Annotated in this window: 24 protein-coding genes; 11 read left to right on the top strand and 13 right to left on the bottom strand. The window is 44.3% G+C overall.

Annotated features, from left to right (window positions below):
* Positions 1 to 46 precede the first annotated feature (46 nt).
* The 3 genes from ASG34_RS03965 to ASG34_RS03975 all read left to right on the top strand — a co-directional run bounded on the left by ASG34_RS03965 (position 47) and on the right by ASG34_RS03975 (position 3,964).
* Positions 47 to 1,069, top strand: coding sequence for an LLM class flavin-dependent oxidoreductase (locus ASG34_RS03965; protein WP_055826712.1), 1,023 nt, complete (start codon positions 47 to 49; stop codon positions 1,067 to 1,069).
* A 379-nt stretch (positions 1,070 to 1,448) separates the two neighbouring features.
* Positions 1,449 to 3,098 carry a histidine kinase famiy protein gene (locus tag ASG34_RS03970; RefSeq protein ID WP_055826713.1) on the top strand — a complete coding sequence of 550 codons (1,650 nt, stop codon included), beginning with the start codon at positions 1,449 to 1,451 and terminating at the stop codon, positions 3,096 to 3,098.
* A 347-nt stretch (positions 3,099 to 3,445) separates the two neighbouring features.
* Entirely contained in the window at positions 3,446 to 3,964 is a 519-nt protein-coding gene (locus ASG34_RS03975) for a hypothetical protein (RefSeq protein ID WP_200934427.1), read from the top strand.
* Between the two features lie 140 nt (positions 3,965 to 4,104).
* On the opposite strand, the gene ASG34_RS03980 is transcribed toward ASG34_RS03975, so the two are convergent.
* The 9 genes from ASG34_RS03980 to ASG34_RS04015 all read right to left on the bottom strand — a co-directional run bounded on the left by ASG34_RS03980 (position 4,105) and on the right by ASG34_RS04015 (position 11,955).
* The gene (locus ASG34_RS03980; RefSeq protein ID WP_055826715.1) at positions 4,105 to 4,404 is read right to left on the bottom strand and encodes a hypothetical protein; all 300 of its coding nucleotides are present in this window, start codon (positions 4,402 to 4,404) and stop codon (positions 4,105 to 4,107) included.
* A gap of 190 nt (positions 4,405 to 4,594) precedes the next feature.
* Complete coding sequence (locus ASG34_RS13775; protein ID WP_082487975.1) at positions 4,595 to 4,936, bottom strand: PilZ domain-containing protein; 342 nt, start codon at positions 4,934 to 4,936, stop codon at positions 4,595 to 4,597.
* A gap of 219 nt (positions 4,937 to 5,155) precedes the next feature.
* A complete protein-coding gene (locus ASG34_RS03985; RefSeq protein WP_235559656.1) occupies positions 5,156 to 5,833 on the bottom strand; it encodes an alternative oxidase in 678 nt (225 codons plus the stop codon).
* Positions 5,834 to 6,042: 209 nt separating this feature from the next.
* Positions 6,043 to 7,140 carry a catalase family protein gene (locus ASG34_RS03990; protein ID WP_055826718.1) on the bottom strand — a complete coding sequence of 366 codons (1,098 nt, stop codon included), beginning with the start codon at positions 7,138 to 7,140 and terminating at the stop codon, positions 6,043 to 6,045.
* A 67-nt stretch (positions 7,141 to 7,207) separates the two neighbouring features.
* Positions 7,208 to 7,495, bottom strand: a complete 288-nt coding sequence (locus ASG34_RS03995; RefSeq protein ID WP_055826722.1) for a hypothetical protein — start codon at positions 7,493 to 7,495, stop codon at positions 7,208 to 7,210.
* A gap of 163 nt (positions 7,496 to 7,658) precedes the next feature.
* Positions 7,659 to 7,895, bottom strand: coding sequence for a hypothetical protein (locus ASG34_RS04000; protein WP_055826725.1), 237 nt, complete (start codon positions 7,893 to 7,895; stop codon positions 7,659 to 7,661).
* A gap of 45 nt (positions 7,896 to 7,940) precedes the next feature.
* Positions 7,941 to 8,180 (bottom strand): hypothetical protein, encoded by a 240-nt coding sequence (locus ASG34_RS04005; protein ID WP_055826728.1) that lies wholly within the window; start codon positions 8,178 to 8,180, stop codon positions 7,941 to 7,943.
* Positions 8,181 to 8,461: 281 nt separating this feature from the next.
* Positions 8,462 to 9,622: a hypothetical protein gene (locus ASG34_RS04010; RefSeq protein WP_055826730.1), complete on the bottom strand. Its 1,161-nt coding sequence runs from the start codon at positions 9,620 to 9,622 to the stop codon at positions 8,462 to 8,464.
* A gap of 206 nt (positions 9,623 to 9,828) precedes the next feature.
* Positions 9,829 to 11,955: a molybdopterin-containing oxidoreductase family protein gene (locus tag ASG34_RS04015; RefSeq protein WP_055826733.1), complete on the bottom strand. Its 2,127-nt coding sequence runs from the start codon at positions 11,953 to 11,955 to the stop codon at positions 9,829 to 9,831.
* Between the two features lie 400 nt (positions 11,956 to 12,355).
* On the opposite strand from ASG34_RS04015, the gene ASG34_RS14105 reads away from it, so the two are divergent.
* On the top strand, positions 12,356 to 12,553 hold the full coding sequence (locus tag ASG34_RS14105; RefSeq protein ID WP_235559657.1) for a hypothetical protein: 198 nt from the start codon (positions 12,356 to 12,358) through the stop codon (positions 12,551 to 12,553).
* A gap of 414 nt (positions 12,554 to 12,967) precedes the next feature.
* On the opposite strand, the gene ASG34_RS04025 is transcribed toward ASG34_RS14105, so the two are convergent.
* From ASG34_RS04025 to ASG34_RS04035, 3 genes are read right to left on the bottom strand one after another with little or no spacing between them, the layout of a single operon-like run.
* A complete protein-coding gene (locus tag ASG34_RS04025; RefSeq protein WP_055826736.1) occupies positions 12,968 to 14,017 on the bottom strand; it encodes an aldo/keto reductase in 1,050 nt (349 codons plus the stop codon).
* 17 nt (positions 14,018 to 14,034) lie between these two features.
* Positions 14,035 to 14,607: a TetR/AcrR family transcriptional regulator gene (locus ASG34_RS04030; RefSeq protein WP_055826738.1), complete on the bottom strand. Its 573-nt coding sequence runs from the start codon at positions 14,605 to 14,607 to the stop codon at positions 14,035 to 14,037.
* 48 nt (positions 14,608 to 14,655) lie between these two features.
* The gene (locus ASG34_RS04035; protein WP_235559658.1) at positions 14,656 to 15,159 is read right to left on the bottom strand and encodes a GlcG/HbpS family heme-binding protein; all 504 of its coding nucleotides are present in this window, start codon (positions 15,157 to 15,159) and stop codon (positions 14,656 to 14,658) included.
* Between the two features lie 385 nt (positions 15,160 to 15,544).
* Between ASG34_RS04035 and ASG34_RS04040 the strand changes: the two genes are divergently transcribed.
* The 3 genes from ASG34_RS04040 to xth all read left to right on the top strand — a co-directional run bounded on the left by ASG34_RS04040 (position 15,545) and on the right by xth (position 20,671).
* Positions 15,545 to 17,059 (top strand): ATPase domain-containing protein, encoded by a 1,515-nt coding sequence (locus tag ASG34_RS04040; protein WP_055826744.1) that lies wholly within the window; start codon positions 15,545 to 15,547, stop codon positions 17,057 to 17,059.
* Between the two features lie 4 nt (positions 17,060 to 17,063).
* Entirely contained in the window at positions 17,064 to 19,517 is a 2,454-nt protein-coding gene (locus ASG34_RS04045) for a hybrid sensor histidine kinase/response regulator (protein ID WP_162239322.1), read from the top strand.
* A gap of 362 nt (positions 19,518 to 19,879) precedes the next feature.
* Positions 19,880 to 20,671, top strand: a complete 792-nt coding sequence (gene xth / locus ASG34_RS04050; RefSeq protein ID WP_055826749.1) for an exodeoxyribonuclease III — start codon at positions 19,880 to 19,882, stop codon at positions 20,669 to 20,671.
* A 46-nt stretch (positions 20,672 to 20,717) separates the two neighbouring features.
* Here the strand turns inward: xth and cheY are convergent, their stop codons facing one another.
* Entirely contained in the window at positions 20,718 to 21,110 is a 393-nt protein-coding gene (cheY, locus tag ASG34_RS04055; RefSeq protein WP_055826752.1) for a chemotaxis response regulator CheY, read from the bottom strand.
* Positions 21,111 to 21,725: 615 nt separating this feature from the next.
* Between cheY and ASG34_RS04060 the strand changes: the two genes are divergently transcribed.
* From ASG34_RS04060 to ASG34_RS13780, 4 genes are read left to right on the top strand one after another with little or no spacing between them, the layout of a single operon-like run.
* Complete coding sequence (locus ASG34_RS04060) at positions 21,726 to 23,687, top strand: TonB-dependent receptor plug domain-containing protein (RefSeq protein WP_055826757.1); 1,962 nt, start codon at positions 21,726 to 21,728, stop codon at positions 23,685 to 23,687.
* Positions 23,684 to 24,193, top strand: coding sequence for a YfiR family protein (locus ASG34_RS04065; protein ID WP_157256766.1), 510 nt, complete (start codon positions 23,684 to 23,686; stop codon positions 24,191 to 24,193). The genes ASG34_RS04060 and ASG34_RS04065 overlap by 4 nt, the downstream gene beginning before the upstream one ends.
* A complete protein-coding gene (locus ASG34_RS04070; protein ID WP_055826763.1) occupies positions 24,193 to 26,313 on the top strand; it encodes a putative bifunctional diguanylate cyclase/phosphodiesterase in 2,121 nt (706 codons plus the stop codon). Before ASG34_RS04065 ends, ASG34_RS04070 begins: the two co-directional genes overlap by 1 nt.
* Positions 26,314 to 26,318: 5 nt before the next feature.
* Complete coding sequence (locus ASG34_RS13780) at positions 26,319 to 26,687, top strand: AraC family transcriptional regulator (RefSeq protein WP_255352313.1); 369 nt, start codon at positions 26,319 to 26,321, stop codon at positions 26,685 to 26,687.
* Positions 26,688 to 26,831 lie beyond the last annotated feature (144 nt).

Raw genomic sequence — 26,831 nt, forward strand, 5'->3', positions numbered from 1 at the left:
CACTGACTTGGTGAACGAATCACCATTAAGTAATCAAACCTATGACATGCTAAACATCGAACACACCACCAGACCCAAGTTATCAGTCCTTGATCTTTCCCCTATTGCTGAAGGCAGTCATGCAGGACAATCGTTCAAGCATACGCTGGATCTTGCCCAGCATGCAGAAAAGTGGGGTTACCATCGTTATTGGTTGGCTGAGCATCATGGCATGCCTGGTATCGCCAGTGCCGCCACATCGATTCTGATAGGTCATGTCGCAGCGGGCACGAGCAGTATCCGTGTCGGCGCTGGCGGCATCATGCTGCCCAACCATTCACCATTAGTGATTGCTGAACAATTTGGCACTTTAGAATCTCTATTCCCCAAACGGATCGATCTCGGCGTTGGGCGTGCGCCAGGTTCTGATCAATTGACTGCGCGCGCCCTGCGAAGAAATCTTGATTCGGATGCTGATGCTTTTCCTCAAGATGTAATGGAGTTACTGGATTACTTTTCTGCTGAACCCAAGCGTCCGGTAAAAGCGATTCCGGGAACGGGATTAGAAATACCGGTATGGATTCTTGGCTCCAGCTTATTTGGTGCACAGCTTGCCGCGGCTTTGGGCTTGCCTTTCGCATTCGCCTCGCACTTTGCTCCGGCCTATATGCTGCAAGCGATTGAAATTTACCGGGAAACTTTCAAGCCCTCACAATACCTGGATAAACCTTATCTGATGCTTGGATTTAATGTTTTTGCCGCAGATACTGAGGAAGAAGCCATTTTCCTGGCTTCCTCAATGCAGCAGGCATTTGTCAATTTGCGCAGTGGAAATCCAACCAGATTACCGCCGCCAGTGTTTGATCTATGGAACCAACTGGGCGGTGCTGAGCGTGCGATTCTGAACCAGGTGTTATCTTGCTCGGCAATCGGTGACGGTAAAAAAGTTATCAGTGACATACTGGCTTTTATTGCCAAAACCGGCGCTGATGAGTTGATGATTACATCGCAGATCTTTGATCATACAGCGCGGCTCAGATCATATGAAATTACGGCGAATGTTTACAAAACCACTCTATTCGAAGCGTAGGCCTGATTAGACACGCTCATTTATGTCCAACTTGGCATCTGTTTTAAAAATTACTTTTAAATTAAAACCAACCTGCAAGCATTATGATAATATTTATCACGGCAACCATAATATTTGGTGCTTATCTACATCTAGATTTATTTCCCTATCTACCCACTCTCCGGAGTGGTTTTTTTTGCCTGTTGATAGCAGATACAACCAATCCATGGAACTTAGCCCTTTTCAAGAGGACTTATTAAATATCTGACAGACAAAATACGGCTATAACGGTAATATCACGCGTTGATAAATATATTGCATAAATGTACGCAAGCATTTGGTTTTATTGAGTAAATATATTTATGCCCATTAATAACAAATACAAGCATTACAAAAATTTATGAGCAAACATCCCGAAAAGCCTTCCCATTCGCAAGGCTCCACAATTGAAGTCACCGAATACCACGATAACGCGATTGCAGAGCATAAAGACGATATCTTTTTTGCCGCGATTGAAAGTACACGCATGCCGATGCTGGTGACAGACCCGAGGCAACCGGATAATCCTATCGTGTTTGCCAACAGGGCATTTATTTCCATGAGTGGCTACAAAGCTGAAGAAATCATCGGTCATAACTGTCGTTTTTTACAGGGGCCAGATACGGATTCTCATACCGTGAATTCGATACGTGAAGCAATTGCTTCGCGCACCGAAATCACTACTGAAATTCTCAATTACCGCAAGGATGGCTCTTCGTTCTGGAATGCCCTCTACATCTCGCCGGTGTACAACAAGAAAAAAGAACTTGTGTATTATTTTGCTTCGCAACTGGATGTCAGCCGACGCCGCGATGCCGAAGATGCTTTAACGCAGGCGCAGAAAATGGAAGCGTTAGGCCAGCTTACCGGCGGTATTTCGCATGACTTTAATAATTTCCTGCAAGTGATGTCTGGCCATGTCGATATCCTCAAATTGAAGATAGACCGCCAACAAGCGGATGATGCCTCCATCCTGCGCGGGTTGGAAAGCATACGCAGTGCAGTGACCAGAGCGTCAGCACTGACACAGCAATTGCTGGCATTTGCCCGCAAGCAACGCCTGGATGGCCGTATCGTCAATCTCAACAACGTGGCGCAAGGCATTAGTGATCTTGTTCTTAAAACGCTGGGGCCTGAAATATCACTGCAACGCGAGCTTGACCCTGACCTGCACAATTGCCAGCTCGACCCGACCCAGCTTGAAGCCTGCCTGATTAACGTGCTGGTGAATGCCCGTGATGCGATGCCTAAAGGCGGCAAAGTTACCCTGGTTACCGAAAATGTAACCGTGTCACCGGAAGACATCAGCGCCTATGCTGGATTGCCACCTGGCCGCTATGTGTCGATTGCGATCACCGATACCGGCACCGGGATTCCACCGGAAATCTTGAATCGCGTGATGGATCCTTTCTTTACCACCAAGGAAGAAGGCAAAGGCACTGGCCTTGGCCTTTCAATGGTGTATGGTTTTGCCAAACAATCCGGTGGTACTGCGACCATTTATTCAGAGTTGAATGTGGGTACCACCGTGCGTATCTACTTTAAAGCGACTGACCAGACCCGCCATGTTGACCTGGCTGGCACTAAAACGCAGGCAGATCGTGGCGGCAAAGAAACAGTCCTGGTGGTGGATGACCGGCCTGAAGTGTCTGAATTAGCAATGGAAATGTTGCTGACGCTTGGCTACGAAGTGATTGTGTCCAATAGCGCGATTGAAGCGATCAATACCACCAAGAAGCTGGTTGAAAAAAAACAGCCTCCTCAATTACTGTTTTCGGACATTATTATGCCTGGCGGTATCAATGGCATTATGCTGGCGCGGGAATTGCGTAAACTGATCCCTAACCTGCCGGTTCTCCTCACCACTGGCTATGCCGGGTCACCGGATAAAGAACAGGATCAGGGTGTAGAGTTTGAAGTCCTGACCAAGCCATACAAAATGGCAGATCTGGCTAAAAAAGTGAGGTCCGTATTGGAAGGCCCTACGGTATTACAGAATCGCAGAAAATAATCCCTGCCAGCGTTTGAATCTTAGCGTATCACTGGTGAAAATTGACGGAAGATCTTTCACCAGTGATTTGCTGTCTGTTTTCATGATTGGCTATTCCTTATCGCGTTTGATATGCGTGATCATGGCTTCACGCTTTATCACAACTCTATCATGCCGCCGACTTCACAATCCCAAAACCCGCTAGACTTCATTGCATTAGCTGGCAGACTCCGATATAAATTAGGATAAATATATTGTATGATTTAAGCGGCTATTTCTTGCGCCGTGACTCCGGAGCAAGTTGAATCAGTCATCATTTAATTCGTTAGCGGATGAAGTAATCCTGATAAAAATAAAGGGAACATGCCATGCAAATATTCACTAAAAAAGCGAGCAAAACACTGTGCCAGATAGCTCTTTTTCCTTTGCTCCTGAACCCATTGTTTGGTCATACTTCAAGCGACGGTGCCAAAGTAATATGCACTTCACCACAAGCATCTTTAAATAAAGCAGGTGTTAAACAGGATGTAATTGCGCTGATGAGCATGGATGAGGTACTGCCGGACTGCACGCAGCATGTCACCCAGGCAAAGATTAAAAATGTTGCTTACAGCGAAAGCGGTATTTCATTACAAAGTATGAACTTCAAATGGCATGAAACTGATACTACCGTGCTCACCAATATCGGTGAAAATGCAGCATTAACCATTGATGAGATCCGAAGTGCAAGCCAATTTATCCAGGTTGGCAAAAGTTACCTTATGCACTTCCAATTGTGTCAAGGCGCATCGCCAAGCCTTATCAGCATGTATACACTGGGCAATGTCGGACTGAATACCAAAAAAAGTAAAGTTAAAGTAACCACCAAATCATTAAAATCGGTTTAGTAGATGGCTGATTAATGATTTGAAAATGATCGACTTCAGCGCATCAATAGACTGATTTAGTATGGCATCTAGCCAATTGCATCAGTTCACATCCCGCAGCTGCATTTTTCAGAATTGCGGTCATCCAAACCAGAATCAATTTAGTCAGGAATCCCCTCATCCGGACTAGCCAAATCAAAATCAGGTTCAATAGGATTACCAGCATCCTGATCAAGGTCAGGATCCACTTCTTCCTCTGTTAAATCATCATCCTCAACGTCCAGCGAAGGTGCATTAATCAGTTCGGGGTCTATTGTGTCGGGGTCCGCAGGATCAGCTTCATAATCTGCAGAATTTTCTGCAGGCTCCTCCTCAGGAGTTTCTACCACATTGGTAGTAGATGGGTCCAGACTGCTTTTAAGGGAATTATCGGCGCTGCCTACTTCTGACTTCAGGTCCATACTAAATCTCCAGTTTAAATGCTAAGCGGAAAGATTTGAGTTTAGTTTGGGATTTTAAGTGTGGTAAGTCAGATAGCACTGATTGTTCTGTAGGCAAGCTATTACTGAATTTGCCAACGTTAATCTTCTAAAACAAAAAACTCAAGGTATTGACCTTGAGTCTAGCCAGCTTATTAAACTTTAGCCCGGATTATCTTGCCATCACCGATTGGATCAAGGTTTTATTTTCTGGCGTTACTTCAAGAAACTCCAGGTTTGTTCTAAAACCTTTCATGCCACTGAGGGATGAGAAAACAACCCGGCAATTAAATTTGAAATGTCGAAGGGATGACCCGACAAATACAGGCACATTCACTTTGCACAATTGTCCAGCCTTATATTGCCTGTCAGCAAAAAGACTCATGCCCGTATGAGAAATATCGTGGGTGAATACTGTATATTCACCGCCCAACCCATCTACAAGTTGAGACTTCTTTTGCCAAGAACGACGGTTTGATTCTACGGAGATGCTGCGCAAACTACTGGGGGACATGGATTTCTGTTACTTTCTCTACTACTTTACATTATATGCCGGATAAGCTCTGATCTGAATAAATAAGTGCCCTGTTTGCAGGGGTTTACAGTTGCAGCCTTTCATTCATGATTATTCTGTACTGCTCCATTACTTTGAATAATCTAAGTCACTCATAGACATCATAGTGGTGTGTCATTTTACAAATGCCTGATAGAGGAAAGAAGCGCCAAAGAATACTCAGGCATTTTCCAGTTGGTTTGCGAACCCGTGATTAACATCCCTGTGTTTGGCTTCGTCTTCTCTTACCACGACCACTACATCGCGCAAGCGGGCTTCTTTTGGCAGATCCCAATATTCAATAGCAATATCCGGCGCGGGTACGTTTTCACATTTTCCAGCGTCTATTTCTGCAAGGTACTCACCATAGCTGTAGATGGCCTCCTCTTCCAGATACCCCACGATCCGATGAGCTACTTTTGAAGAGAATATATACAAAATGAAATATAAATTATAAAAAACGCCTTGAGCGATGATGACCAGCAACCGTTCGAATAAACTGGGCTTTGCAATTTGCACAAAGGTGAGCAGATGCATACGTTCATTCTCGGCTTCATCCAACAGGATATTGATCCAGCCATCATCATTTTCCATCCGCCTTAACGAACGCAAATGTTGTAAAGCACCACCCACCATGCCTGGTACAGCTGCAATCGTTTCAAGTACAACGGCACGATGCCCGTAGCGGCCTGAAAAAAATGCATCCGCAAAAAACCGCATGAATTTGACTATGGCCAAGGCAATACGGTCGGAGACACTATTTGGTTCGTGATATGGCGCGGCAGTTTTATTTTTAATCATGTTGTACGTATATTTTTTAAGAAAGTCGGCATCGGCTTTTTGACAATAATCTGACATGCAGGTGCCATGGCAAGATTCTCAAAAAAATCGAATAATTAATTTTGCCAGCTTTGACCATGCACAATTCGTACAGGAAAAGCATTGAGGTCGTTTCAGGCCTTATAAGTGCCGTATAGGCTCTTTATACGGTCATGCAAAAATACTGAAAGACCGTTACAACAGCTCCAACCAACCGCAGCCCGTTGATGCAATCAAATGCGGTTTGCTCATACCTCTTCCAAAGCGTTTATTTCTGCAATTGGGCAACCGTTAAATTGCTTGCGGAAGTTGCTGGAGCTTTGATAAACGTGGCGGCGTGCACGCATGACGGGCCCCAACGGACGATGATCCTGAACTCCATTCCATGGACTGAAAGTCAGCCTGTCCTCAATTTGTGGAAAGGTGGCATCATCCCAGGACACCTGCGGGGTTGCCTCTAAGGTGGCGACAGCAATGTATGGACTTTCCACTTCAGGCCACACCACTGAAGCATCTTCAATCGGCATAGTTTCGATGTTTGTACATAATTGCGCACGCAGCTCCCATTTCGCTGTATGCGTTTTGAAGAACGCTGAAACCGCTTCCCTGATTCCATTTTCCTTACCAGCTTCCAATGGTGCATCTTTCAAGGCGGTCAATTCAGGTGCAATGGGCACTAAAGAAAACTTCGCCATGTATTTCCCATATAGCAAAGGCACTTGCGTGAAGAAAGTCTCACCTAGAATGTTGGTTTGCGGATGGCCTCCCAGACTTTTAATGGTCGGGCTTTCGCCACCTAATCTTTCTATCAATCTTTCCGTGCCACGCAAGACTGCGGAAAACACTCTTTTTAAACCCTCTGCCTTATCTGTAGTTTTCGCAAGCAATTTCAGGCCAGGCACAAAACTCTTGGCATCGGCTTTTAAAAAGGCCGGGCCATTTACCATCAGGAAATCCTGTGTTCTGCTTGTGGGCTCTCCGGTTAAGCGTTCACCTTCAACACCCATGAGTTTGATCGCAATACCTCGCGGAGTGGAAACACTGTCGTGCATGATATCGCCAGGACTGGTGGAAAAACGCATAATCGCCGGATATATGCCTTCAGAAGCAAAAATGCCCTGTTTTAAAAAGTCCGGCGGATCTCTTTTAATGGTTAACTTACCGCGAATCAAACCATGTGGCTTTGCATGAACGCTACGTACCGCCCGGCCATAATCCTTAGACGTAATGTCGGAAATTTCCTGAAGAGTTTCTACCAACTCCTGGATAGTGTCGCCTTCATCATCCTGAATCTTTTCATAATCAGGTCTATAAATGAGGGGGTTTAAGCTGATAGTGGCGTTCATAAAGTTCCATGATCATAATTGGGGGCTGCGAATAAAAAAGAGATTGCTGCATGCAATCTCTTTTTTATTACTTGGTAGCCGCTCCTGGTGCTGGTTCTGAATCGGTAGGCTGTAATGGATTCTCTTCAGCGCCATTGGCTTTGGGATGATTGTGATTGGCTTTTTTCTGCGTATGGTTACGCTTTTTGTTATGTTTGTTGGTAGTCGTCGATTTATTACTATTTTTGCTTTGATCCTGTGCTTGTGGGGTTTCCTGGGTACCCAGTTCGGCCCCATCTGTCTGGTTATCAGTATCAGCAGCATTAGTTGTCATTGCAAATGCCGAGAATAATAATGCGATCAAAAGTTTGTTCATATCTATGTCCCTATAAAATTGAAATCATTACTGGATTTAACTCTTTTCTAGACTGCTAGCCATTTAATGACATATCTGGTCTCAGGCCTATCCGTAGTGCTCTCATTTACATGTAGGACGTGACTGACTATGAATGAATTCCAGAGTCGCTTTTGGGATTGAATTATTGTTGTGAGTCAGGCTTAACCGTCGGTTGAGCAAAATTTTGCGGCTCCCTGTCATTAATTGGGAGCGGATTGGCGGCTTCAGAGTTAGTGATGGATTTTACTGTTTCACTCAGAGGTTCAGCAGCAGGAGGTGTATCGGATTCATTCCAACTGATAAACACTAAACCAACAGCTATCGCGCCAGCCAAATAAAAAACTACTGTTGCAATAAGATTAAAGGTTTTATTCGTCATCTCTGTACTCCACATTGAGGAAGTGCGGAAGCTATATCAAGAAACTTAAATCCCGGCATCCGGATTGCTGATATCGTTCGGAAACTTCTTGTTTCGGTCATCAATATTCTGCTTATTCAAACTTCTATCCTGATTGCCTTTGTTTGCTTCATCTTTCTCATATCCCCGTGAGTCATCAGCCGGATCTGTATTGGCTGGATCAATCGAATTCGGGTTTGAAGGGTCAAGACGGCTTTCATCAATATGATTGACGCTGTGCGGGTTAGTGTATTTATTCAAGGCCATAGCAATCTCCAATTAGGTTTAGTTTTAACTCACTCAATAATGAACTCAAAGAAAACTTTGCTACATACCTTTAAAGCTGAAATTTCTGTAGGAAAACGCGTACTTAAATCATTGAAAATATCTGATTTAATCATCTATCAGAAATTTCACGAGTCACTTAGGTTTAACTAAAGAAAAACGGCTTACATTCCTGCAAGCCGCTTTTTAGTTTTGATAGGATAAGCTAATTAAACCTATGACAAACGCATCAAACGTTTAGTGTTCTCCGTGTAAAACACAACTCAATGACCTTGGCCACTCTTAAGAATATCGGTGTTAAAACCAAACACCTTACCCGCCAAAATAAACACCACCCATACCAGCACACCAAAGGGCAAATAACCTGCAAAACCCAGTAGTGGCATTTCAGCATGAATATGAATTACATTGACATAGGGGATATCGTAAAGCCAGTAATTCGGGTTGGTGACAGGTAATGTTGGATGCGCACTGCCGTAGTTCCAAACCTCCCAAAAAAATCCATTAAACAAGGAGCTGAGTGCCATCAGAAGCACCGGGCTCCAATTTCCTTTAGCCATGTCCGTAAATGGGGTCCAGATACCGCACATCATCAATATGCCAGCAATACCTATCAAAGGCGCGATCCACATTGCCCAGAATAATGGGTAAGGCCAGAACGGCACGGCAGCAAACAATAAAAAACTCAGATACAACATCGGCTTTGCTGGCAGTGCAAGCGCGGGGCCCTGGGCATAGCGCCCGGCAATTTTAGGAAAAGCATTCAACAAGGTATACCACTCAAAAACGGCAGGCCAAACGGTGCTGTAGGCAAAAATAAATATCCACACGATCGTGGCATGGCTTAACCCGGGGATCTCGGTATTTGGGTAATACCAGTTACCTAAGGCAAAGTAATCGAAATATTCAAAGAAATACCAGCCACCAATCGATACAACCGCACTAATCAGAAATGTTTTGGGGCGACTAGCGAACAGAGAGTAACCGCCAGAATAACGGAATGTCAGGCCATCAAGTACAAAGATAAAGCCCCACCACATCGGCGTAAACGCGTAATACACCAAATCACCAAATGGTGTCGTGCGCGTCCACATCAACCACCAGAAAAACAGTGTCACAACCGCCCCCACCCAAAACCACCAGGGCAAGGCACGCAGTGCAGGCTGCGGGGATGGGGCGACTGGCTTAAAACCAAACCATTGCGGAAAAATCATAAAAACAGCAAATGTCGCTTCAAGCAGGGCAACCCCAATAAAAACAATCAGATTAAACCCCGGAGGTTCTTCAACAAACTGTGGTGGAAAAACACCAAAACCGGGTGGTAGATGCGTAGACGGATAAGCAAACCAGGATGCCGTTAGCGGAATTAATAACATCGCTAAAACGGTCATCACCAGCACAGAACGTGTTGAAGTTCCAAACATAAACAATCCTCCCCTTGATTTACAAACGATTTATTACTCAACGATGAGCTTTTATTAATATTGGAATAATTAATTTGCAGCAATCATTAATATACCCTGAAAAATAAAAGATACCCAAGGTGTTCACCTTGGGTATCTTTATAAATGTAACCCCTCTGTGAGTCAAACACAGCACCTGATAGCTTGAACCCTCTGCCTCTGTTTATTCAAACCAGCTCGACTTCAACCAGGTTATCGCTAAACGTATTTGAATGACCCATGTCGCCATACTCAGCGGAACTGATACAGTTCACAGTACCATTGTTGAGTTGGCGCCAATAGCCTAATGTTGCTACGACGATTCCAGGATTTACATCTGTAGTGACGCGTGCCAGACCCTCAAAAGCACCTCTGTCATTAAATACCTTTACCACCATTCCATCCTGAACGTCTCTTGCTAATGCATCGACCGGGTTGATCATCAGGTATTGCTCTCCTTGCACGCGGATTTTGGATTCCATATTCGCGTATGAGGAATTGATGAAGCCATGGCTTTTAGGAGAAATGATGTTCAAAGGGAACCTGGCTGCCAGCACAGCATTGGTATCAGCTGATTCTCGACTTGCAATATATGCAGGTAATGGATCCAGATCTTCCCCGGGTTGAAAACCCTCGTACATCTGCCTGAAAGGCCCGGCAACGAAATTCTTCGCGCCTTCGACCATGAACATGCATTTACCAGTTGGGGTAGGGAAATTGCCCTGACGATGGGGTGCACGGTCGTCTTTGGTACCCACATTCAATCTGGCAAACCCATGCTCACGCATATAGTTGAGATCAATCCCCTTGCAAGCGGGTGAACTCCAGTCGACATAATTCTGCAGGCACTCGCCATCAGTCCATTTGAAATTGTCTTCTTCGAATCCCAACCGTTTGGCTAAGCGGCGGAATATCTCATTATTTGGTAATGCCTCTCCGGGGGGCTCGATACATTTGGTGTTATACGTCAGATACAAATGGCCCCAGGATAAAATCATGTCTTCCTGCTCCGCCCCCATGGCTGCCGGCAAGATGATATCTGCATAAGAAGCCGTATCGGAAATGAAGTGATCGGCCACGATGGTGAACAGGTCTTCCCGCTTCAAGCCTTCGATTACCTTGTCGGTTTCAGGAGACTGTGTGACAGGATTGGTATTCCACACCATGATGGATTTAATGGGCGTTTCCAGAGGCGTTTCGCCAAGCAGGGCTCTGCCTAATTGCAAGATATTCACGACAGGCGTACCTTCGGGAATGAGATCCGGCCTGCAAATCACATCAAATTTGTAGGGGTGCTCCCAGACCGGGAATTGTAGCGCCCCTCCTCCCACATGACGCCAGGCACCGATGAGTGCAGGCAGACAGGTGACTGCCCGTATCGCCTGGCTTCCACCATAATTCCGTTCCAAAGCCACGCCTATGCGGATGGCTGCCGGGGGAGTTGAAGCATATTCACGCGCGAACAACCGAATCTCGTCTGCTGGTATACCTGTTATTTCGGCAGCCCATTCCGGAGTACAGGTTTTCGCCCTTTCCGCCAGCTCTGCATACCCGACCGTATACCTTTCGACATAGTCATGATCGACCAGATTTTCTTCAATGATTACGTTCATCATCGCCATCGCCAAAGCGCCATCGGTGCCCGGCTTGGGTGCAATATGCCAATCCGCTTCTTTCGCCGTTTTGGAAGCGAAAGAATCCACCACCACGATCTTCGCGCCTCTTTTTTGCGCCTCTTTGATGATGTGCCAGTGATGTAGATTGGTGGAGACAGAGTTACATGCCCAGATCACAATGAAATTTGCATGTATGAAACTTTCGGGGTCTACCCCGGCGGTAGGCCCAACAGTCAGTAACCAGGCGGTACAGGAGCCTTCACCACAAAAGGTCCTTTCGCATACGGTAGCACCCAATCGATTAAAAAAGGCATCCCCGCCGTTGAGTCCATGTACCAGTCCCTGATTGCCCAGATAGCTGACTGGCAGTATAGAGCGGGGACCATCCTCTTGAATAAGCGTTTTCCATCGGTCAACGATAGTATCCAGCGCTTCATCCCAGGTGATTTGCTGAAATTGTTTGCTTCCTTTTGGCCCTACCCGCTTCATCGGGTATAGAAGACGGTTTGGGTGATAATGCCGCTTTTCGTAATCCTTCAATTTTACGCACAACCCGCCACGCGTCATCGGATGATTAGGATTACCTGAAACCGACACCAGCTCCCCGTTCTTGACATGGAATTGCATGGAACAGGTATCGGGACAATCATGAGGACACCCACCATGAAAGGTTTCAATTACATCTGCAACATCATTCATCTTCCACTCCTTGAAAAGCAATCAATTGATAACAGCTAAAACAAGCAGACTAAAACAATACGCCAGGCAATCTATTAAACATACTAACTTGTACGGGCTTAAAAACAAAGACTCAAGGCATTAAGCTTGAATCCTTAAATTAGTATTGCTTTTCTGTAAAATGCGAGCATGCGCTCTCCTGAACTAGAGGTATGCAAAATTGATCTTCATGAATAATCCAAGCCAACATAATGGCCAACGATTGTCACCGAGATTACCGTCGTATATTCCAATTCCTGATTTTCTGGCTATGTTTAAAGACGTGAGATTATGGGTAAGGTTTGAGGCTGCGGGCCTGAAGCTGAGTGATGTATTGGATAGTTGTGATCTTTAAATATAAGTCTCCTAATGTTATGTGAATATGAATTTATTTAAGCCCTTATTTGTTACAGTATTTATCTTTCTATCAGCGATTGCGCACGCCGGCATTGACATCAAACCTATTCAACATCCAATTGATGCATGGTATGAAAACAAAATGGCTGAAGAGATAGTTTCATCAACTGCTGACATGCGTAACATTACTAATGAAGCCAGGGTTAAGTGGATTCAGAAATGAATATCGTCTACAAGCGGCTCATGAAAAGATTGAATTCGACCCAGCAAGTGGCGCTTAGGAAAGCAACAACAATGGCTGAAGTACAGAGATACCGAAGGTAAAGCTATTAGTAAAATTATCTCATCACAGCAAGGCACTATTCACCAATTAACCGGCACAAACTTAGGCATGCAGCTAGTACGTTCCCGAGCATTGAACCTGCTCGCATATGAACAAGAGTTTGAGAAATAATATAATCAAGCTATTCATCTGCAGCCTGGATAAGTCCTGACTTCCACACCAAGCCAACATAACGGCCAGCGTTTTGCCCGGGGAAGCTGGATCAGTCAGCCCCTGATTGTTTGGCTATGACTCAAAACGTGTGACTATGAGCAGGCTTTACAGTTTGTGAATGATTTTTGAGTATTAAATGGTTTAAGCTGGTTTTATTAGCACCTGCAAATCATTGCCGCCGGACAGGCTTCTATAAGAAGAGTTTATTTGTTCATGCGGTACACCCAACGCTACTGCACTCGCTGCATCCAATCGCGCAACCATTTCAGGGGGCAAACTGATATCCAAAGCACCTAAGGTGGCATCTAATTGTTCTACTGTGCGAGGTCCTAATATTGGTATGATTGAAGTTGTCGATCTAGCGGCCTTGTCTAGCAACCAGGCAATAGCAATGTGGGTTGGACTAGCCCCCAACTCATCTGCAATGGACAAAATCGTATTGAGCAATTCAGTTTCTTTTTCTGACTTTTCAGTATGGACCAGCATACCTAGCTTAGTTAAGCGAGTGTCCACATGTTGATCCCGATACTTGCCTGTCAGAAAGCCTCCACCAAGCGGTGACCAGGTGGTAACTCCCAACCCTAAAGACTCTGACATTGGGATCAGCTCTCGATCTGGCGAACGTTCTGCCAAGCTGTATTCAATCTGAATGCCGATGATGGGAGACCACCCTTTCAAATCTGCCATCAAGTCCGCCCGTGCAATCCGCCATGCAGGAAAGTTGGAAAGGCCCGCATAAATTACTTTCCCGCTGCGCACCAAATCATCTAATCCACGCAGGATTTCTTCCATAGGCGTGACACCATCACTGATATGCACCCAGTAAAGGTCAATGCGGTCCGTTTTCAGCCGCTTTAAGCTTTCCTCAACAGCGCGCACCATGTTCTTACGGCTGTTACCGGTTCTGGAAATCCCGGCATCGGGTGCAGTTGCATTGCTATATTTGGTTGCAACGACAAATTGATCCCTATCCGAGGCAATGAAATCACCTAATAATGACTCTGACTCACCGCGTTGATATGCGTTTGCAGTATCAAAGAAATTCCCACCCGCATTTACATACTGATCAAAAATCTTTTTAGCCTCTTCAGGCGCAGCGCCATGCCCCCACCCTGTACCGAAGTTGCCCGTACCCAGTGCTAACTCAGACACCCTCAATCCAGAATTCCGGCCAAATACTTTAAATTTCATATGCGTCTTTCTTGATACTACTCATTCAAAGTCATTTTTTTCGAGGTATCCAGAATCTCTTCAGATAATTCACTCGTGCCTGCGGCTCTAGCCAATATCAATGCACCCACCCATTGAGAAAACATGGCGATAGAGTTCTCGCGCTTTTCTTGCTCAGATTCGCCAGGAACAATCTTTGATAGAAGCTTAACGACTGACTCAATACTACCTTCGAAAACTTTTTGAACTGTTATATCATGGCGTGACACTTCAGGCGCCAATGTTGAAAACACACATGTTGTAGCTAACTCGTCTCTATTTTTGGTTGAGAGATAAGAGCTGCCGATGCGAGCAAGAGGATTCTCAATTTCAGGATTGGCTATATGCTCTTCCCATCTTTTTAGAGTTTTATCGCAAGCTCGTTGGCAAGCTTGAGCGATCAAATCCTCTTTTGACTGGAAGGTTTTATAAAACCCGCCGACAGTCAATCCAGCACTTTTCATTAAATCAGCTACACCAATACCATCAAACCCATGCTCCTTAAATAGGGTTGACGCAGTGTCTAGCACCAGTTCACGATTCTCTACAGATTTAGCCCTACTTACTCTCATCAGTGTTCTTTCACATGAAATCCAACTATTTTGCTGTGACTTTCGATATTACTTATTTAAAAGTGATTGAATCGCATCGATACCCGCTTGAGCACAAGCAGCATCTTGATCAGGCATGCCACCACTGACACCTATAGCGCCTAAAAATTCTTTACCAACGCTAAAGGGAATACCCCCACCTAAAGTAACGAAACCAGGCAAGTTAGCTAGACCTGGCGCTGGCCCACCTTTTTTATCCTTACCAAAAGAAAATTCCTCAAGCGCGCTTGTTGGTAGCTGCATGCCAGCAGAATTTAACGCTTTGAGCTTTGATAATTCAGCGGAAGCAATATAAGCGCCATTCATACGTTGAAAATAGATTGGATTAGCGCCTGCATCAACGATAGTAATGCTCATTTTCCAACCTTCTTTTGTAGCTTTGGCTTGGCAACCTGCAGCTATCTTTTGCGCTGTTTCAAGATTAAGTACAGGCTGGGTTTCAAATGCATGCGCTTGGAAACTGACACTCGCTGCGGCAAATGCCAGATTGATGAATAAATGTTTGGGATTCATGTCCATGTCCTTTAGTAAATAGAAACAGCCATATGATTACGACCGTAATCTAATAATAAAGGGGCTTCTTGCACAAGTCAAATTTAGATTATGAATATAATCTATTTTGCATAATCCTATGAAATATTTGCGCAGCTGTAACCAAGACCCTAGGCGTAAACCTAGAGTCTCTCATCTATAACTGCCTATCTCACAATGGAATCTAGCCCCAAAATTCCTCACGTCTGGATAATCCTTAGCCCTTTTAAACCAACAACGTGTGGGATTATCCTGATAAGGTTGTAGGATAATCTCATGTAATAAGTTATCTAGTTATCTCTGTGTTGACGAGGTGTTACAAGACATGTAGGTTGTGAACTATAAATTTAATTTTTACTAATATTTAATGAACACTATTTCAGAAAATATCAAAATTGCAAGAACAGGCATAGAAGGGTTAGATGCTGTGCTTAAAGGCGGATTGCCTGCCGGCCGTTTTTATCTATTAGAAGGTGCCCCTGGCTCTGGAAAAACGACAGTTGCTATACAGTTTTTGATGGAAGGTTTGTCCAATGGTGAAAAGGTACTTTATGTAACTTTGTCAGAAACTGCTGAAGAATTATATGCAGTCGGGCAATCACATGACTGGAATTTAGAAACAATGCCATTGTTCGAGTTAGCACAGGCAGATGTTGCACTAAGTTTTGATCGTGAACAAAGTATTTTGCATCCTTGGGAGGTTGAGCTTTCCGAGACTATTAAATTAATCACTGATAAAGTTGAAGAAATAAAACCGAGTAGAGTTGTTTTTGATAGCTTGTCAGAAATGCGATTGCTAGCACAGGACTCGCTGCGCTATAGACGACAGCTATTGATGCTTAAACAACACTTTGCCTCAAAAAAAATTACGGTTTTACTCGTTGATGATATGACGGGAAATGCTGGCGAACGTGATGTGCATCTACACAGCCTCTGTCATGGAGTGATTACGCTAGAACGAAAAACACTTGAGTTCGGTGGAGCAACTAGGAAATTACAAGTTCAAAAGCTAAGAGGTGTTGATTTCATAGCTGGCTTCCACGACTTCGCGATAAAAAAAGGTGGAGTAAATGTTTATGCAAGATTAATTGCCTCTAAATTTCATACTGAATTTTTAGAGGAGCCTGTTCAATCTGGAATAGATGAATTAGACAAATTGCTAGATGGAGGCATGCTAAAAGGCACTACTACACTGATTACTGGCCCTGCTGGCAGCGGTAAAACGAATATTGCCCTTCAGTATGTTGCCGAAACTTGCAAGCGTGGTGAGCGGGCCGTTATCTATGAGTTTGATGAGCGTATCGGCACATTACTTACCAGATCAAAACTTTTAGGATTTGATCTACAACAATATATAGCTTCAGGTCAATTAAACATCAGGCAGATGGATCCAGCCGAGATTACACCAGGTGAATTTGCGTGTTTAGTCAAAAAGGAGGTCGAGGAATTTGATGTGAAAATGATAGTAGTGGATAGCTTGGCAGGTTACATGTCCTCTATGCCACAAGAAAAGCAACTACTTCTTCAAATGCATGAAATGCTGTCTTATCTCAACCAACAAGGTATCGTTACCTTATTAATCAATCCGCAACAAAGCCTTGTAGGAACGATGTCGGTGACAGGTTTGAATGTTAGCTATATAGCCGATACGGTAATTTTATTACGCTTCTTTGAATTTGAAGGCAGGATCAGGAAAGCCATATCCATCATCAAAAACCGTGGTGGTTCTCATGAAGATACCATTCGTGAACTGAGGATCGACTCTAAAGGATTACGCGTTGGTGAAGTGTTAGATGGCTTCAAGGGCGTGTTAACCGGTGTACCAGATTACAAAGGCAGTTCAGATCAACTATTAGAACCACGCACAGATGATACCCAATAGTTTAATGGGTAAATGCACTGTATTAATTCTCGCTTCATTTGGTAAAGATGCCGAATATTGTCTCGCATTGTTAGAAACTGCGGGTATTGAAGCTGATGTAATTCATTCAGTACATGAATTAGCGCTTGCGATAAACGATAATACAGGCTCAATTTTGTTGACCAGCGAGTCAATTGCTCGAATCAATCTCAATGAATTAGTTGAAGCGTTGAATGCGCAACCAACCTGGTCAGATATTCCCTTTATATATTTAGCACCGGCTAGGCAAGTATCTTCTTCTACAAACAGTGTTGCAGTACGTAATCTATTGCCCGAAAGAATCTCGAATGTCATGGTTCTTGAAAGACCGTTAAGTAGAGAGTCCTTAATTAGTGCCGTTAAGTGGGCATTATCTGCAAGACTCAGACAATACGTTATTCGTGATCAACTGGAACAACTGAGGCAAACATCTGAACAATTACGCGTTTCAAATGAACGTATCGATTTAGCACTCAATTCTGGCACGGTGTTAGGGACATGGATTTGGGATGTCCAACATGATGTTTTGACAGGCGATGAACGCTTAGCTAAAAGCTTTGGATCCAGCCCGGACGTATTCATAGAGGGAGTCGCTGTTGATACGTTTGTGCAATTAGTACATCCTCAAGATCAAGCCTATCTGAATCAGATGATTGCCAAAACAGTCCAAAATGGTGGAGTCTACCGAGCTGAATATCGTGTTAAAAATGGAGACGGAAACTGGCGCTGGGTTGAAGCCAATGGATATTGCGAATTAGACGCGCAGGGTGTGGCTATACGGTTTCCTGGTGTCCTGATCGACATAGATGAGCGTAAAAATGCAGAGGAGTCTTTAAAACAGAGCGAAAGTGAGCTTCGATTAGTCACAGACTCTTTACCTGTATTAATTGCATTTATTGATATGGAACGCCGGATCAAGTTTGTGAACAATGCTTGCGAAACTTGGTTTTACAGACATGAGAGTGATCTCATTGGCAATCAGATCGATAATTTTTTAGTGGAAAGAACTAATCATGGTTCTTTAGAGCACATCGCTAACGCTCTAGCTGGCAAAATTGTTCACTGCGAACTTGTTTGGCCACATATAGACGGCAAAAGAAGAGAAGCCGAAGTAAGGTTTTTACCTCGATTGTCTGAAAGTGCTGTAGTTGATGGTTTTCACTTATTTGTAATGGAAATTACAGATCGGAAAATTGCAGAAGAGATTTACCACCAATCCCAGATCGTTTTAGAACAGCGCGTTGCTGAACGTACTTTAGCCTTACAAAAAGCTATGGATGAGCGATTGGCTGCAGAAGATGCATTGCGACAGTCTCAAAAGATGGAATCTGTCGGCCAACTAACTGGTGGAATCGCACATGACTTTAATAACTTACTTCAAGGTATCACCGGTTCATTGAACGTCATTAAAAAAAGTCTGCAACTCGGAAAAACTGTAGATGTTGAACGTTATATTGATAATGCCTTGAGTGCATCTTTCAGAGCGGCTGGATTGACGCATCGGTTACTAGCTTTTTCACGTAGGCAGCCCTTAGACCCTAAGCCTGTTCAAGTCAACCCTCTCATTAGGACTATGGATGATCTATTAATTCGAACGCTAGATGAAAAGATATCGTTTGTACTAGATCTGGAAGATAAGCTATGGGAAACACTTTGTGATATCAACCAATTAGAAAGTGCAATTCTCAATCTGGCCATTAATGCTCGTGATGCCATGCCTGATGGTGGTCAGTTAAAAATTTCTACACGCAATGTAGTTGAGAAGAAGTTTGCTAGCCAAGATGATGCCGAGTTTGTCAGAATCTCTGTCAGTGATACCGGTACTGGCATGTCACCTGATGTTATTGAACGTGCATTCGATCCGTTTTTCACTACCAAACCTCAAGGTCAAGGTACTGGGCTTGGTCTATCAATGATTTATGGTTTTACCAGACAGTCCGATGGATTCAGTAAAATAGAAAGTACGCTGGGTGCCGGAACTACATTGCATCTTTATCTACCTAGACACCAAAGCCAACACGAGGCCTTGCCAGCCACTGAAGTCTCAAACTTTCCCAATTCAATTACAGCTGATGGGCAAGTCATATTGGTAGTCGAAGACGATGAAATAATCAGAGCCCTTGTTGTAGACGCCCTTGAAGATGTAGGCTTTAAAACTCTTCAAGCCAGTGATGGCCCTTCTGGTTTGGACATCTTAAAAAGCAAAGCGTCAATTAATTTACTACTCACAGATATAGGTTTGCCCGGTTTAAATGGCAAACAAATTGCAGATGCTGCTCTAGTTGATAGGGCTGAACTAAAAGTTTTATTCATGACAGGTTATGCAGAGGCTGCAGTTGCATCCTCTGGATTTTTACGTGAGGGAATGGCATTAATCACTAAACCATTTGAAATGGAATCATTGGTTACGAAAGTAACTGAGCTAGTTAAAATTATATAAGGATTACGATTGACTCCTAACTCAGCTACTGATTCTGCTCCTAAATTAAGCGATCAACAATTTCCAGAACCTTAACCTTTAATTGTTCTTGGCCAGGACGAGGTGCTTTAGCAACAGCAAGCCGAATTAAATCCTCTCCAGACACTAAGGTCTCTTGAAATTTGATTTCGAATAATATCCAGTTTATCTCACTTCAAACAAATAAGACCCAAGCCGTTAACTTTGAGTCTTTATCATTGGTCACCCTCTGTGAGTCGAACACAGGACCAACTGATAACTTATTGAGCCGACCATTTGATTTTTCTGTATATAAACTCATCAAATGATCGCTCAGCCGAAAGCCACTACAACATAATATCCATATGAAGATTGTCACTTACAACATTAATGGGATCAATAATCGGATTGAGCGATTATTGGAGTGGTTAGCCGAAACAGAGCCTGATGCAGTGTGTCTCCAGGAGCTTAAGTCAGAAACGAATAAGTTTCCAGTCAAGGCTATTGAGAAAGCGGGTTATGGTGCTTTATGGCAAGGTCAAAAAGCCTGGAACGGTGTCGCTATACTTAGTAGAGATAGTGAGCCACTTTTAATACGCCGCAGCTTACCCGGAGACCCCGCTGACAAACAAGCAAGGTATATTGAAGCGGCTGTAAATGGATTGATTCTGGCCAGTTTATATTTGCCTAACGGCAATCCCCAACCGGGCCCAAAATTTGACTATAAATTAGCATGGTTTCAGCGGTTGAACGTTCATGCTAAAGAGCTTTTAGATACCGGTTTGCCTGTGGTTCTCGCTGGCGACTATAACGTTGTTCCAACCGATCTAGATATATACAAAACCACTTCATGGGACGACGATGCCCTTTTACAGCCTGAAAGTCGTACAGCATTCGCAGATCTGGTTAAGCAAGGCTGGACAGATGCATTGAGGTCATGTCATCCCAATGAAAGCATTTACACATATTGGGACTACAAACGAAATCGCTGGTCTCGAAATGCCGGATTGAGAATCGACCACTTGTTACTGAGCCCGGTATTGGCCGCAGGTCTCCGAAATGCAAATGTGGATAAGGATTATAGAGGCATAGAAGGTGCCAGTGACCACGCGCCAACATGGGTGGAGTTTGATTGGGAGCCTGTGATTACAAACTAATTTTTTTCATGAACTCCATTTGAGTTGAGATTCATGCAAATCAAGCTTAGCCTTTATCAATTTTCTCAAAAATTTTAGTTAATTTGTCTTCCAAAGTTGCTGAGGTGAATGGCTTCACTACATAACCACTGGCTTTGGCTTGGGCGGCGGCAATAATATTTTCTTTTTTTGCTTCCGCCGTCACCATAAGAACAGGCAAATTACACAATTTAGGGTCGGCACGAATGTTTTGAAGCATAGTAAGACCATCCATATTAGGCATATTCCAATCAGACACTACAAACTCGAAATTACCGTCGCGAAGCTTTTCTAGCGCTTCAACACCATCTTCAGCTTCCTCTACATTGTTATAGCCGAGTTCCTTCAGTAAATTACGTACAATTCTTCGCATTGTAGAGAAATCGTCTACCACCAGAAATTTAGTATTTGGGTTACCCACTGTTACTCCACTGTTCTAAAAAGGTTTGATACTGGTTGATTCAAAATTGAGCTATTGGCAGCTTACTTGGGTGGAACTGTTGAAAAATAAATAGTGGGATTGTGCAGACTTTGAAAATTAGTCATGAAAAGTAGATATGTATGCTAAATCAGTTTAACAGCACAGGCATTGTTAAAACATCCAATTTCATAATATGAGCGGTAATACAACTAAAGAGTTTTCCGACGGTGGGCACAAGAATGAATCGATGTAATCATTCATCGGTGCTACAAGGTAAGGAACTCCGGAAGAGTGTTCAGGTTTGATAGGTTGTTATTAGATAACATCGTAATATAGGCACTAATGAAATGAGGACTACATCGGTGCGATTTTTGCTAATTTAGATGTTTCAATAGTGATATTATTTCCTACACTTTCTGCATGAAAGTCTAGTTGTGACTGCATAATCGTGGGCCATCTTTTGATGGCTTTTTTTCATTCATTGATGAGCAACCACATATTTAAATTGGGTTGGTACAAGAAAGCATTTTTCACAGCCATTATTTCTCGATATTGAGAGTAACAGAATGGCTGATTTTTTACTGAAGATTTATTTAATAAAGCCGTTAAACGTGAATGAAGTTCAGATCTCAAAATCGAGTTATTTATGCCTACGTCGCAATAATTGTTATACAGGGATGCACCAGTGTTTTTGCCGCATCCACCGATGTCACTGACATTCCTTTTGAACACCTTATACAGACAGACATTATCACCGCATCGAGGATCGGCCAGCAGATTAGTAACGCGCCCTCTGCAGTCAGCACAGTCACTGCGGAAGATATTCGCAAATTTGGTTATCGAACTTTGGCTGACATTATCGGCAGCATGCGCGGGTTATATACCACCAATGACCGCACCTACACCTATATGGGGGGGCGCGGATTTGGCCGGACCGGCGATTATGCTGGCAGGGTGATGTTGTTAATCGATGGCTACCAGGCCAATGACAATCTCTACAACGCTGCCTACCTGGGCAATGACGGGCTACTGGATGCCGAGCTGATAGACAGGGTCGAATATGTTTCTGGCCCCGGTGGCGTCACTTATGGAAACGGCGCATTTTACGGCATCATTAATGTCATCACTAAAAAAGGCAGTGATATCAATGGAGTGCAAACTGCTCTGGATGCCGGCAGTTTTGGCAGCCAGAAGGAACGGGTGACCTATGGCAAGACGTTGGCCAATGGCTTAAATATATTACTGTCAGCCTCACGGTTCGCCAGTGATGGCCAGACACATTATTATCCTGAATTTGATTCGCCTGCCACCAATAATGGCCGAGCAGAAAACCTGGATGATGAGCGCAACCGACGTTTTTTTGGCAAGCTAATTTTTGATAAATGGACCTTAATAGGTGCATTTGTTAGCCGCCGTAAAAGTGATCCGACTGCACAGTTTGGTGCGGACTTTAATGTCAGCCCTAATTGGATCCAGGATAGCAACGGCTTTATCGATCTCAAATACGACGCTGATTTCAACGCGCAGCATAAGGCTTCTTACCGAACCTATTATGGCCAGTATCAGTACCGTAGCCGTGCAGTGTTCACCGGGGAATTTTATTCGGAAAAAAATATGGGTCGCTGGTGGGGGGCAGAAGCAAAATTCACCAATACCAGCATCGCCAATCACAAGCTGCTCTATGGTGTCGAATATCGAAATGATTACCAGCAGGACTTTTACTTGCCAGATGCTTCGCTGGAGCACAGCCAGTACCTGATAAGTGGTTATACGCAAGATGAATATCAGTGGCTGCGTAACGTGCGCTTGAATATGGGGGCTCGTTATGACTACGGTGGAAAAAATGCCACTTTTGTCAGCCCGCGTGTGGCCGCTATTTATTCGGCAACCGAAGAAACGGATGTGAAGGTTTCGTATGCTTCGGCATTCAGGAGACCGAATGTCTATGAGAAATACTATTCCGACCCCAGTTTTCTGCTACCGAACAGGAACCTGAGGAAAGAAACAGTGGATGCGACGGAATTGGTGATTGAAAGTCGTCCGGATAGCCAGACCAAAATACAGAATTCATTTTTCTATTACACAACGCAAAACCTTATATCCGCCAGCGAAGTAGGGGGACCAGGCATCATTCAGTATGGCAACTGGGATAAGGCCATCACCAGGGGGGCGGATATCGAGCTGGACCATTTCTGGAAATCTGGTATGCATCTGAAAACCAGTTATGCCTGGCAACTGGTTGAAGATGGCAATGGACAGTGGATGGTCAATTCACCCAGACATTTGTTCAAGTCCAACTTTTCCATGCCATTACTCAGCAACCAGCTCTACCTCGGCGTGGAATTGCAATCGTTTGGCAAGCGTTTAAGCGAGCAGCGAAACGACATAGCTGGCTACAGCTTAGTCAATGTCAGTCTGTCTTCCACCCACCTGATTCCGCATGTGAATGTCAGTGCGACGGTGCGCAACCTGTTTGACCGCGATTATGCGATTGCCGCGTCGGGTTTCAATGCGCAGGAAACCATTCTTCAAGATGGCAGGAATATTTGGCTACAAATGGTGTATCAATGGCCATGAAGAAACCTCTGCTGTTGATGATGGGCCTGCTGTGCCATCATGGCCATGCTCTTGCAGCGGCAATCCCCGAATTGGATATGCGCTCTGCCTACCTATATAACTTTGCTCAATTTACAGACTGGCCAGTCAATGATCAGCCGACCTTCAATATCTGTACCTTGGAAAAAGTTAGCGATAGTATCAGCCCGGAAGTGCTGGCTAATAAAACGGTCCATGGAAAGAAAATCCGGCTTGCACGTTTTTCGGAATCGACGGATGCCACCGAGTGCCAGTTGGTTTACCTAAATTCCTCAGACGCCGCCTATGTCGCAAAAATTGCCAAGATGCTGAGCACCGAGCATGTGCTGACCGTAGGGGAAGAATTTAACGGCAGCGGTCCAGGGATAATCAACTTGTCGATCAAGAACAACCGTCTAGTGTTTGATCTTGACCTCGCACGTGCGCGCAAAGCCAATATTTCTCTGAGTTCAAAATTGATTCCGCTTGCCCAGAAAGTGCATGAATAATGTTTTCTGCCAGATTGAATAATCTGTCTATCCAGATTAAATTATTGTTGGCCCAGGGAGTAGTGACGATTTCTGCCCTATTTGTGTTGTTGGCCATCGTTCTCGGCTACGGCTACACCAGTTTCAGGAATGACTTGTACAATGACTTGGACACCCAGGCCACCATCATTGAACATAGCAGCACTGCCGCGCTGCTCTTTGATGACAAAAATGCAGCAAATGAAATATTGTCCACGTTGAATCTAATGGGCAGCATCAACCGCGCTTATCTCTTTCACGAGACTGGTCATTTGCTGGCCACCTATGACAAAAATCAACAAACCGTGCGCGCCTCCGAAATCCGCTTGCCCGCGTTACGCAAATTGAAATCCAGTTTCAAAACGCATATCCTGACCCGGGATATCGTGTTTGATCACCGTGTAATCGGCACTATTTTTATAGAAGCCAACCTGGATAAATTGAATACCCGGCTCGGCCTGCTGGTCCTGGCGGTCATGATTGCTGCCTTCATAGGATTGATCATCTCACTGCTAGTCTCAATTAGGATCAACAAATTTTTGACGCAACCCATTCTGGCCTTAACCAACCTGGTAGATAAAGTCTCCAGCAGTCATGACTACACCGTACGTAGCCACCTGTTAACTAAAGATGAGATAGGCAGCCTGTCAGTGGGGATCAACGCCATGCTGCGCAGCATTGAGCAAAGGGATGAGCTGCTGGAAGCTGAGCTGGCCAAACAGAAGCAGGCGGAGAAAGCCCTTGACCGGCTGGCCTATTTTGACACCGTTACCCAGCTGCCTAACCGACACTATTTCAACCAGCAATTGCAAAAGAAAATTATAGAGGCTGAGCGCCTCAACAAAGTCTGCTGCCTGATGTTCATTGATCTTGATGACTTCAAGGTCATCAATGATACCTATGGGCACCGGGTTGGCGACGAGTTGCTGGCGGATGTAGGGCATCGCCTTAAGGAAAACCTCAGGCCTGGCGATGAAGTATTCCGTATAGGCGGCGATGAGTTCGCTATCCTGATTTCTGATAATAACCAGTTTTCCCATGCGCGGGAATTAGCCGCTAAAGTCATCCACAACTGTGCTGAAAAATTCATCATCAATAACAATGACCTATATATCGGCGTCAGCATAGGTATTAGCGGTTCAACCCAGCCTGGCATACAGGCTACAGATTTGCTGCGCTCAGCCGACAGCGCAATGTATAGGGCAAAAAATGAGGGCAAGAATAATTTCAAACTCTTTTCCAAGGAAATTGATGATGAATCTCATTTCAGGAACTATCTGGAAACCGCGCTTAGAAGTGCACTGGGACGCAATGAATTTGAAGTGTATTACCAACCCATCATCAACCTGAAGTCCGAGCAGATCGTCGGTTTTGAGGCTTTGCTAAGGTGGCATGAACCCATTTATGGAGATATCAGCCCCGGCATTTTCATTCCATGCGCGGAGCGTATCGGTGTAATTATCCCGATAGGTGAATGGGTGTTACGTCAAGCCTGCCTGCAACAGAAAAAGTTGCGAGATGAGTTTGGTATCGATTTCATGATGAACGTGAATCTTTCAGGGAGACAGCTGCGAGAGTTTGATGTGGTGCATAAAATCCTGGATGTTGTGTCGGAAACCGGCATCAACCCGACCGCCTTGAATATTGAGCTGACTGAAAGCGTGCTGATGGATAACTCCCAGTCTACGATCAATAAATTCCATGTCTTGCGCGCTGCAGGGGTAAGCATTTCCATTGATGATTTTGGTACCGGCTATTCATCATTAAGCTACCTGAAGCGGTTCCCAATCAATACAATCAAGATTGATCGCAGTTTTATCATGGATATCTCGCACGATTCAGAGGACCAGGCCATTACGCTGGCAATCATTGCCCTGGCAAACACGCTCAAACTCACCGTTGTGGCTGAAGGTGTTGAGACGACTGAACAAAAGAGGATTTTAAGGCAAAATAATTGCGAGAAGGCTCAAGGCTATTTATTTAGTAAACCATTACCATCGCCTGCACTAGAAAGTGTGGTTAAAGCTAATTTCTCACTAAATACTCTTGAAGAGCATAATCAAAACTTGATTAATTATGTGGACTCATCAAATTTGGATTAAAGAATATCCCGAAAAATGGGCCCGTTGAGAAGCTTAACAATACGGTAGGTCAATTCATCGCTTGGAGGAAAACAACGGGGCTGTCCCCCAAAAACAAAAGCAGAACTTTTGGGATCGCTTATAACAATCCAGATACAGCTGAACCTTCACAATTTCGCTTTGACATTGCTGGCGAAGTTAAAAGTGATGTCCCAGAAAATACGCATGGAATCGTTATGAAAACTATTCCTGATGGCCGTTGCGCAGTAGTAAGGCATTTGGGATCACATAACCGCTTGGGAGAGTCAATCTATCCCTTATACCGGGAACGGCTGCCTAATAGTGGCGAAGAATTACGTGACTACCCACTTTACTTTCAATTTATTTTTTCCTAACGTTGAGCTAAAGGGCTGGCTTTGGCCAGTTCCGCTTGAATGAGGGTTAGGTTATCTTCCTTTTTAAGCTCTGCTATTCAACTATTAATTGCACTATACCAAACAAAAAAGACCCGAGGCGTTAACCCTGAGTCTCTCATCTAG

The organism is Methylophilus sp. Leaf416, assembly GCF_001424665.1.
In the GTDB taxonomy this organism is placed as follows: Bacteria; Pseudomonadota; Gammaproteobacteria; order Burkholderiales; family Methylophilaceae; genus Methylophilus.

Coding starts and splice junctions, on each gene's coding strand:
- ASG34_RS04035 (WP_235559658.1), bottom strand. CDS start 15,159: ATGAATCCCAAACATTTATTCATCAATCTGGCATTTGCCGCAGCGAGT.
- ASG34_RS04005 (WP_055826728.1), bottom strand. CDS start 8,180: ATGGCCTTGAATAAATACACTAACCCGCACAGCGTCAATCATATTGAT.
- ASG34_RS04045 (WP_162239322.1), top strand. CDS start 17,064: ATGGGTAAATGCACTGTATTAATTCTCGCTTCATTTGGTAAAGATGCC.
- ASG34_RS04060 (WP_055826757.1), top strand. CDS start 21,726: ATGAAGTTCAGATCTCAAAATCGAGTTATTTATGCCTACGTCGCAATA.
- ASG34_RS03980 (WP_055826715.1), bottom strand. CDS start 4,404: ATGGACCTGAAGTCAGAAGTAGGCAGCGCCGATAATTCCCTTAAAAGC.
- ASG34_RS04040 (WP_055826744.1), top strand. CDS start 15,545: ATGAACACTATTTCAGAAAATATCAAAATTGCAAGAACAGGCATAGAA.
- ASG34_RS03965 (WP_055826712.1), top strand. CDS start 47: ATGCTAAACATCGAACACACCACCAGACCCAAGTTATCAGTCCTTGAT.
- ASG34_RS04015 (WP_055826733.1), bottom strand. CDS start 11,955: ATGAATGATGTTGCAGATGTAATTGAAACCTTTCATGGTGGGTGTCCT.
- ASG34_RS03990 (WP_055826718.1), bottom strand. CDS start 7,140: ATGAACGCCACTATCAGCTTAAACCCCCTCATTTATAGACCTGATTAT.
- ASG34_RS04025 (WP_055826736.1), bottom strand. CDS start 14,017: ATGAAATTTAAAGTATTTGGCCGGAATTCTGGATTGAGGGTGTCTGAG.
- ASG34_RS03985 (WP_235559656.1), bottom strand. CDS start 5,833: ATGTCAGATTATTGTCAAAAAGCCGATGCCGACTTTCTTAAAAAATAT.
- xth (WP_055826749.1), top strand. CDS start 19,880: ATGAAGATTGTCACTTACAACATTAATGGGATCAATAATCGGATTGAG.
- ASG34_RS13775 (WP_082487975.1), bottom strand. CDS start 4,936: ATGTCCCCCAGTAGTTTGCGCAGCATCTCCGTAGAATCAAACCGTCGT.
- ASG34_RS03975 (WP_200934427.1), top strand. CDS start 3,446: ATGCAAATATTCACTAAAAAAGCGAGCAAAACACTGTGCCAGATAGCT.
- ASG34_RS04030 (WP_055826738.1), bottom strand. CDS start 14,607: ATGAGAGTAAGTAGGGCTAAATCTGTAGAGAATCGTGAACTGGTGCTA.
- ASG34_RS03970 (WP_055826713.1), top strand. CDS start 1,449: ATGAGCAAACATCCCGAAAAGCCTTCCCATTCGCAAGGCTCCACAATT.
- ASG34_RS14105 (WP_235559657.1), top strand. CDS start 12,356: ATGAATTTATTTAAGCCCTTATTTGTTACAGTATTTATCTTTCTATCA.
- ASG34_RS04070 (WP_055826763.1), top strand. CDS start 24,193: ATGTTTTCTGCCAGATTGAATAATCTGTCTATCCAGATTAAATTATTG.
- ASG34_RS04065 (WP_157256766.1), top strand. CDS start 23,684: ATGAAGAAACCTCTGCTGTTGATGATGGGCCTGCTGTGCCATCATGGC.
- ASG34_RS03995 (WP_055826722.1), bottom strand. CDS start 7,495: ATGAACAAACTTTTGATCGCATTATTATTCTCGGCATTTGCAATGACA.
- ASG34_RS04010 (WP_055826730.1), bottom strand. CDS start 9,622: ATGTTTGGAACTTCAACACGTTCTGTGCTGGTGATGACCGTTTTAGCG.
- ASG34_RS04000 (WP_055826725.1), bottom strand. CDS start 7,895: ATGACGAATAAAACCTTTAATCTTATTGCAACAGTAGTTTTTTATTTG.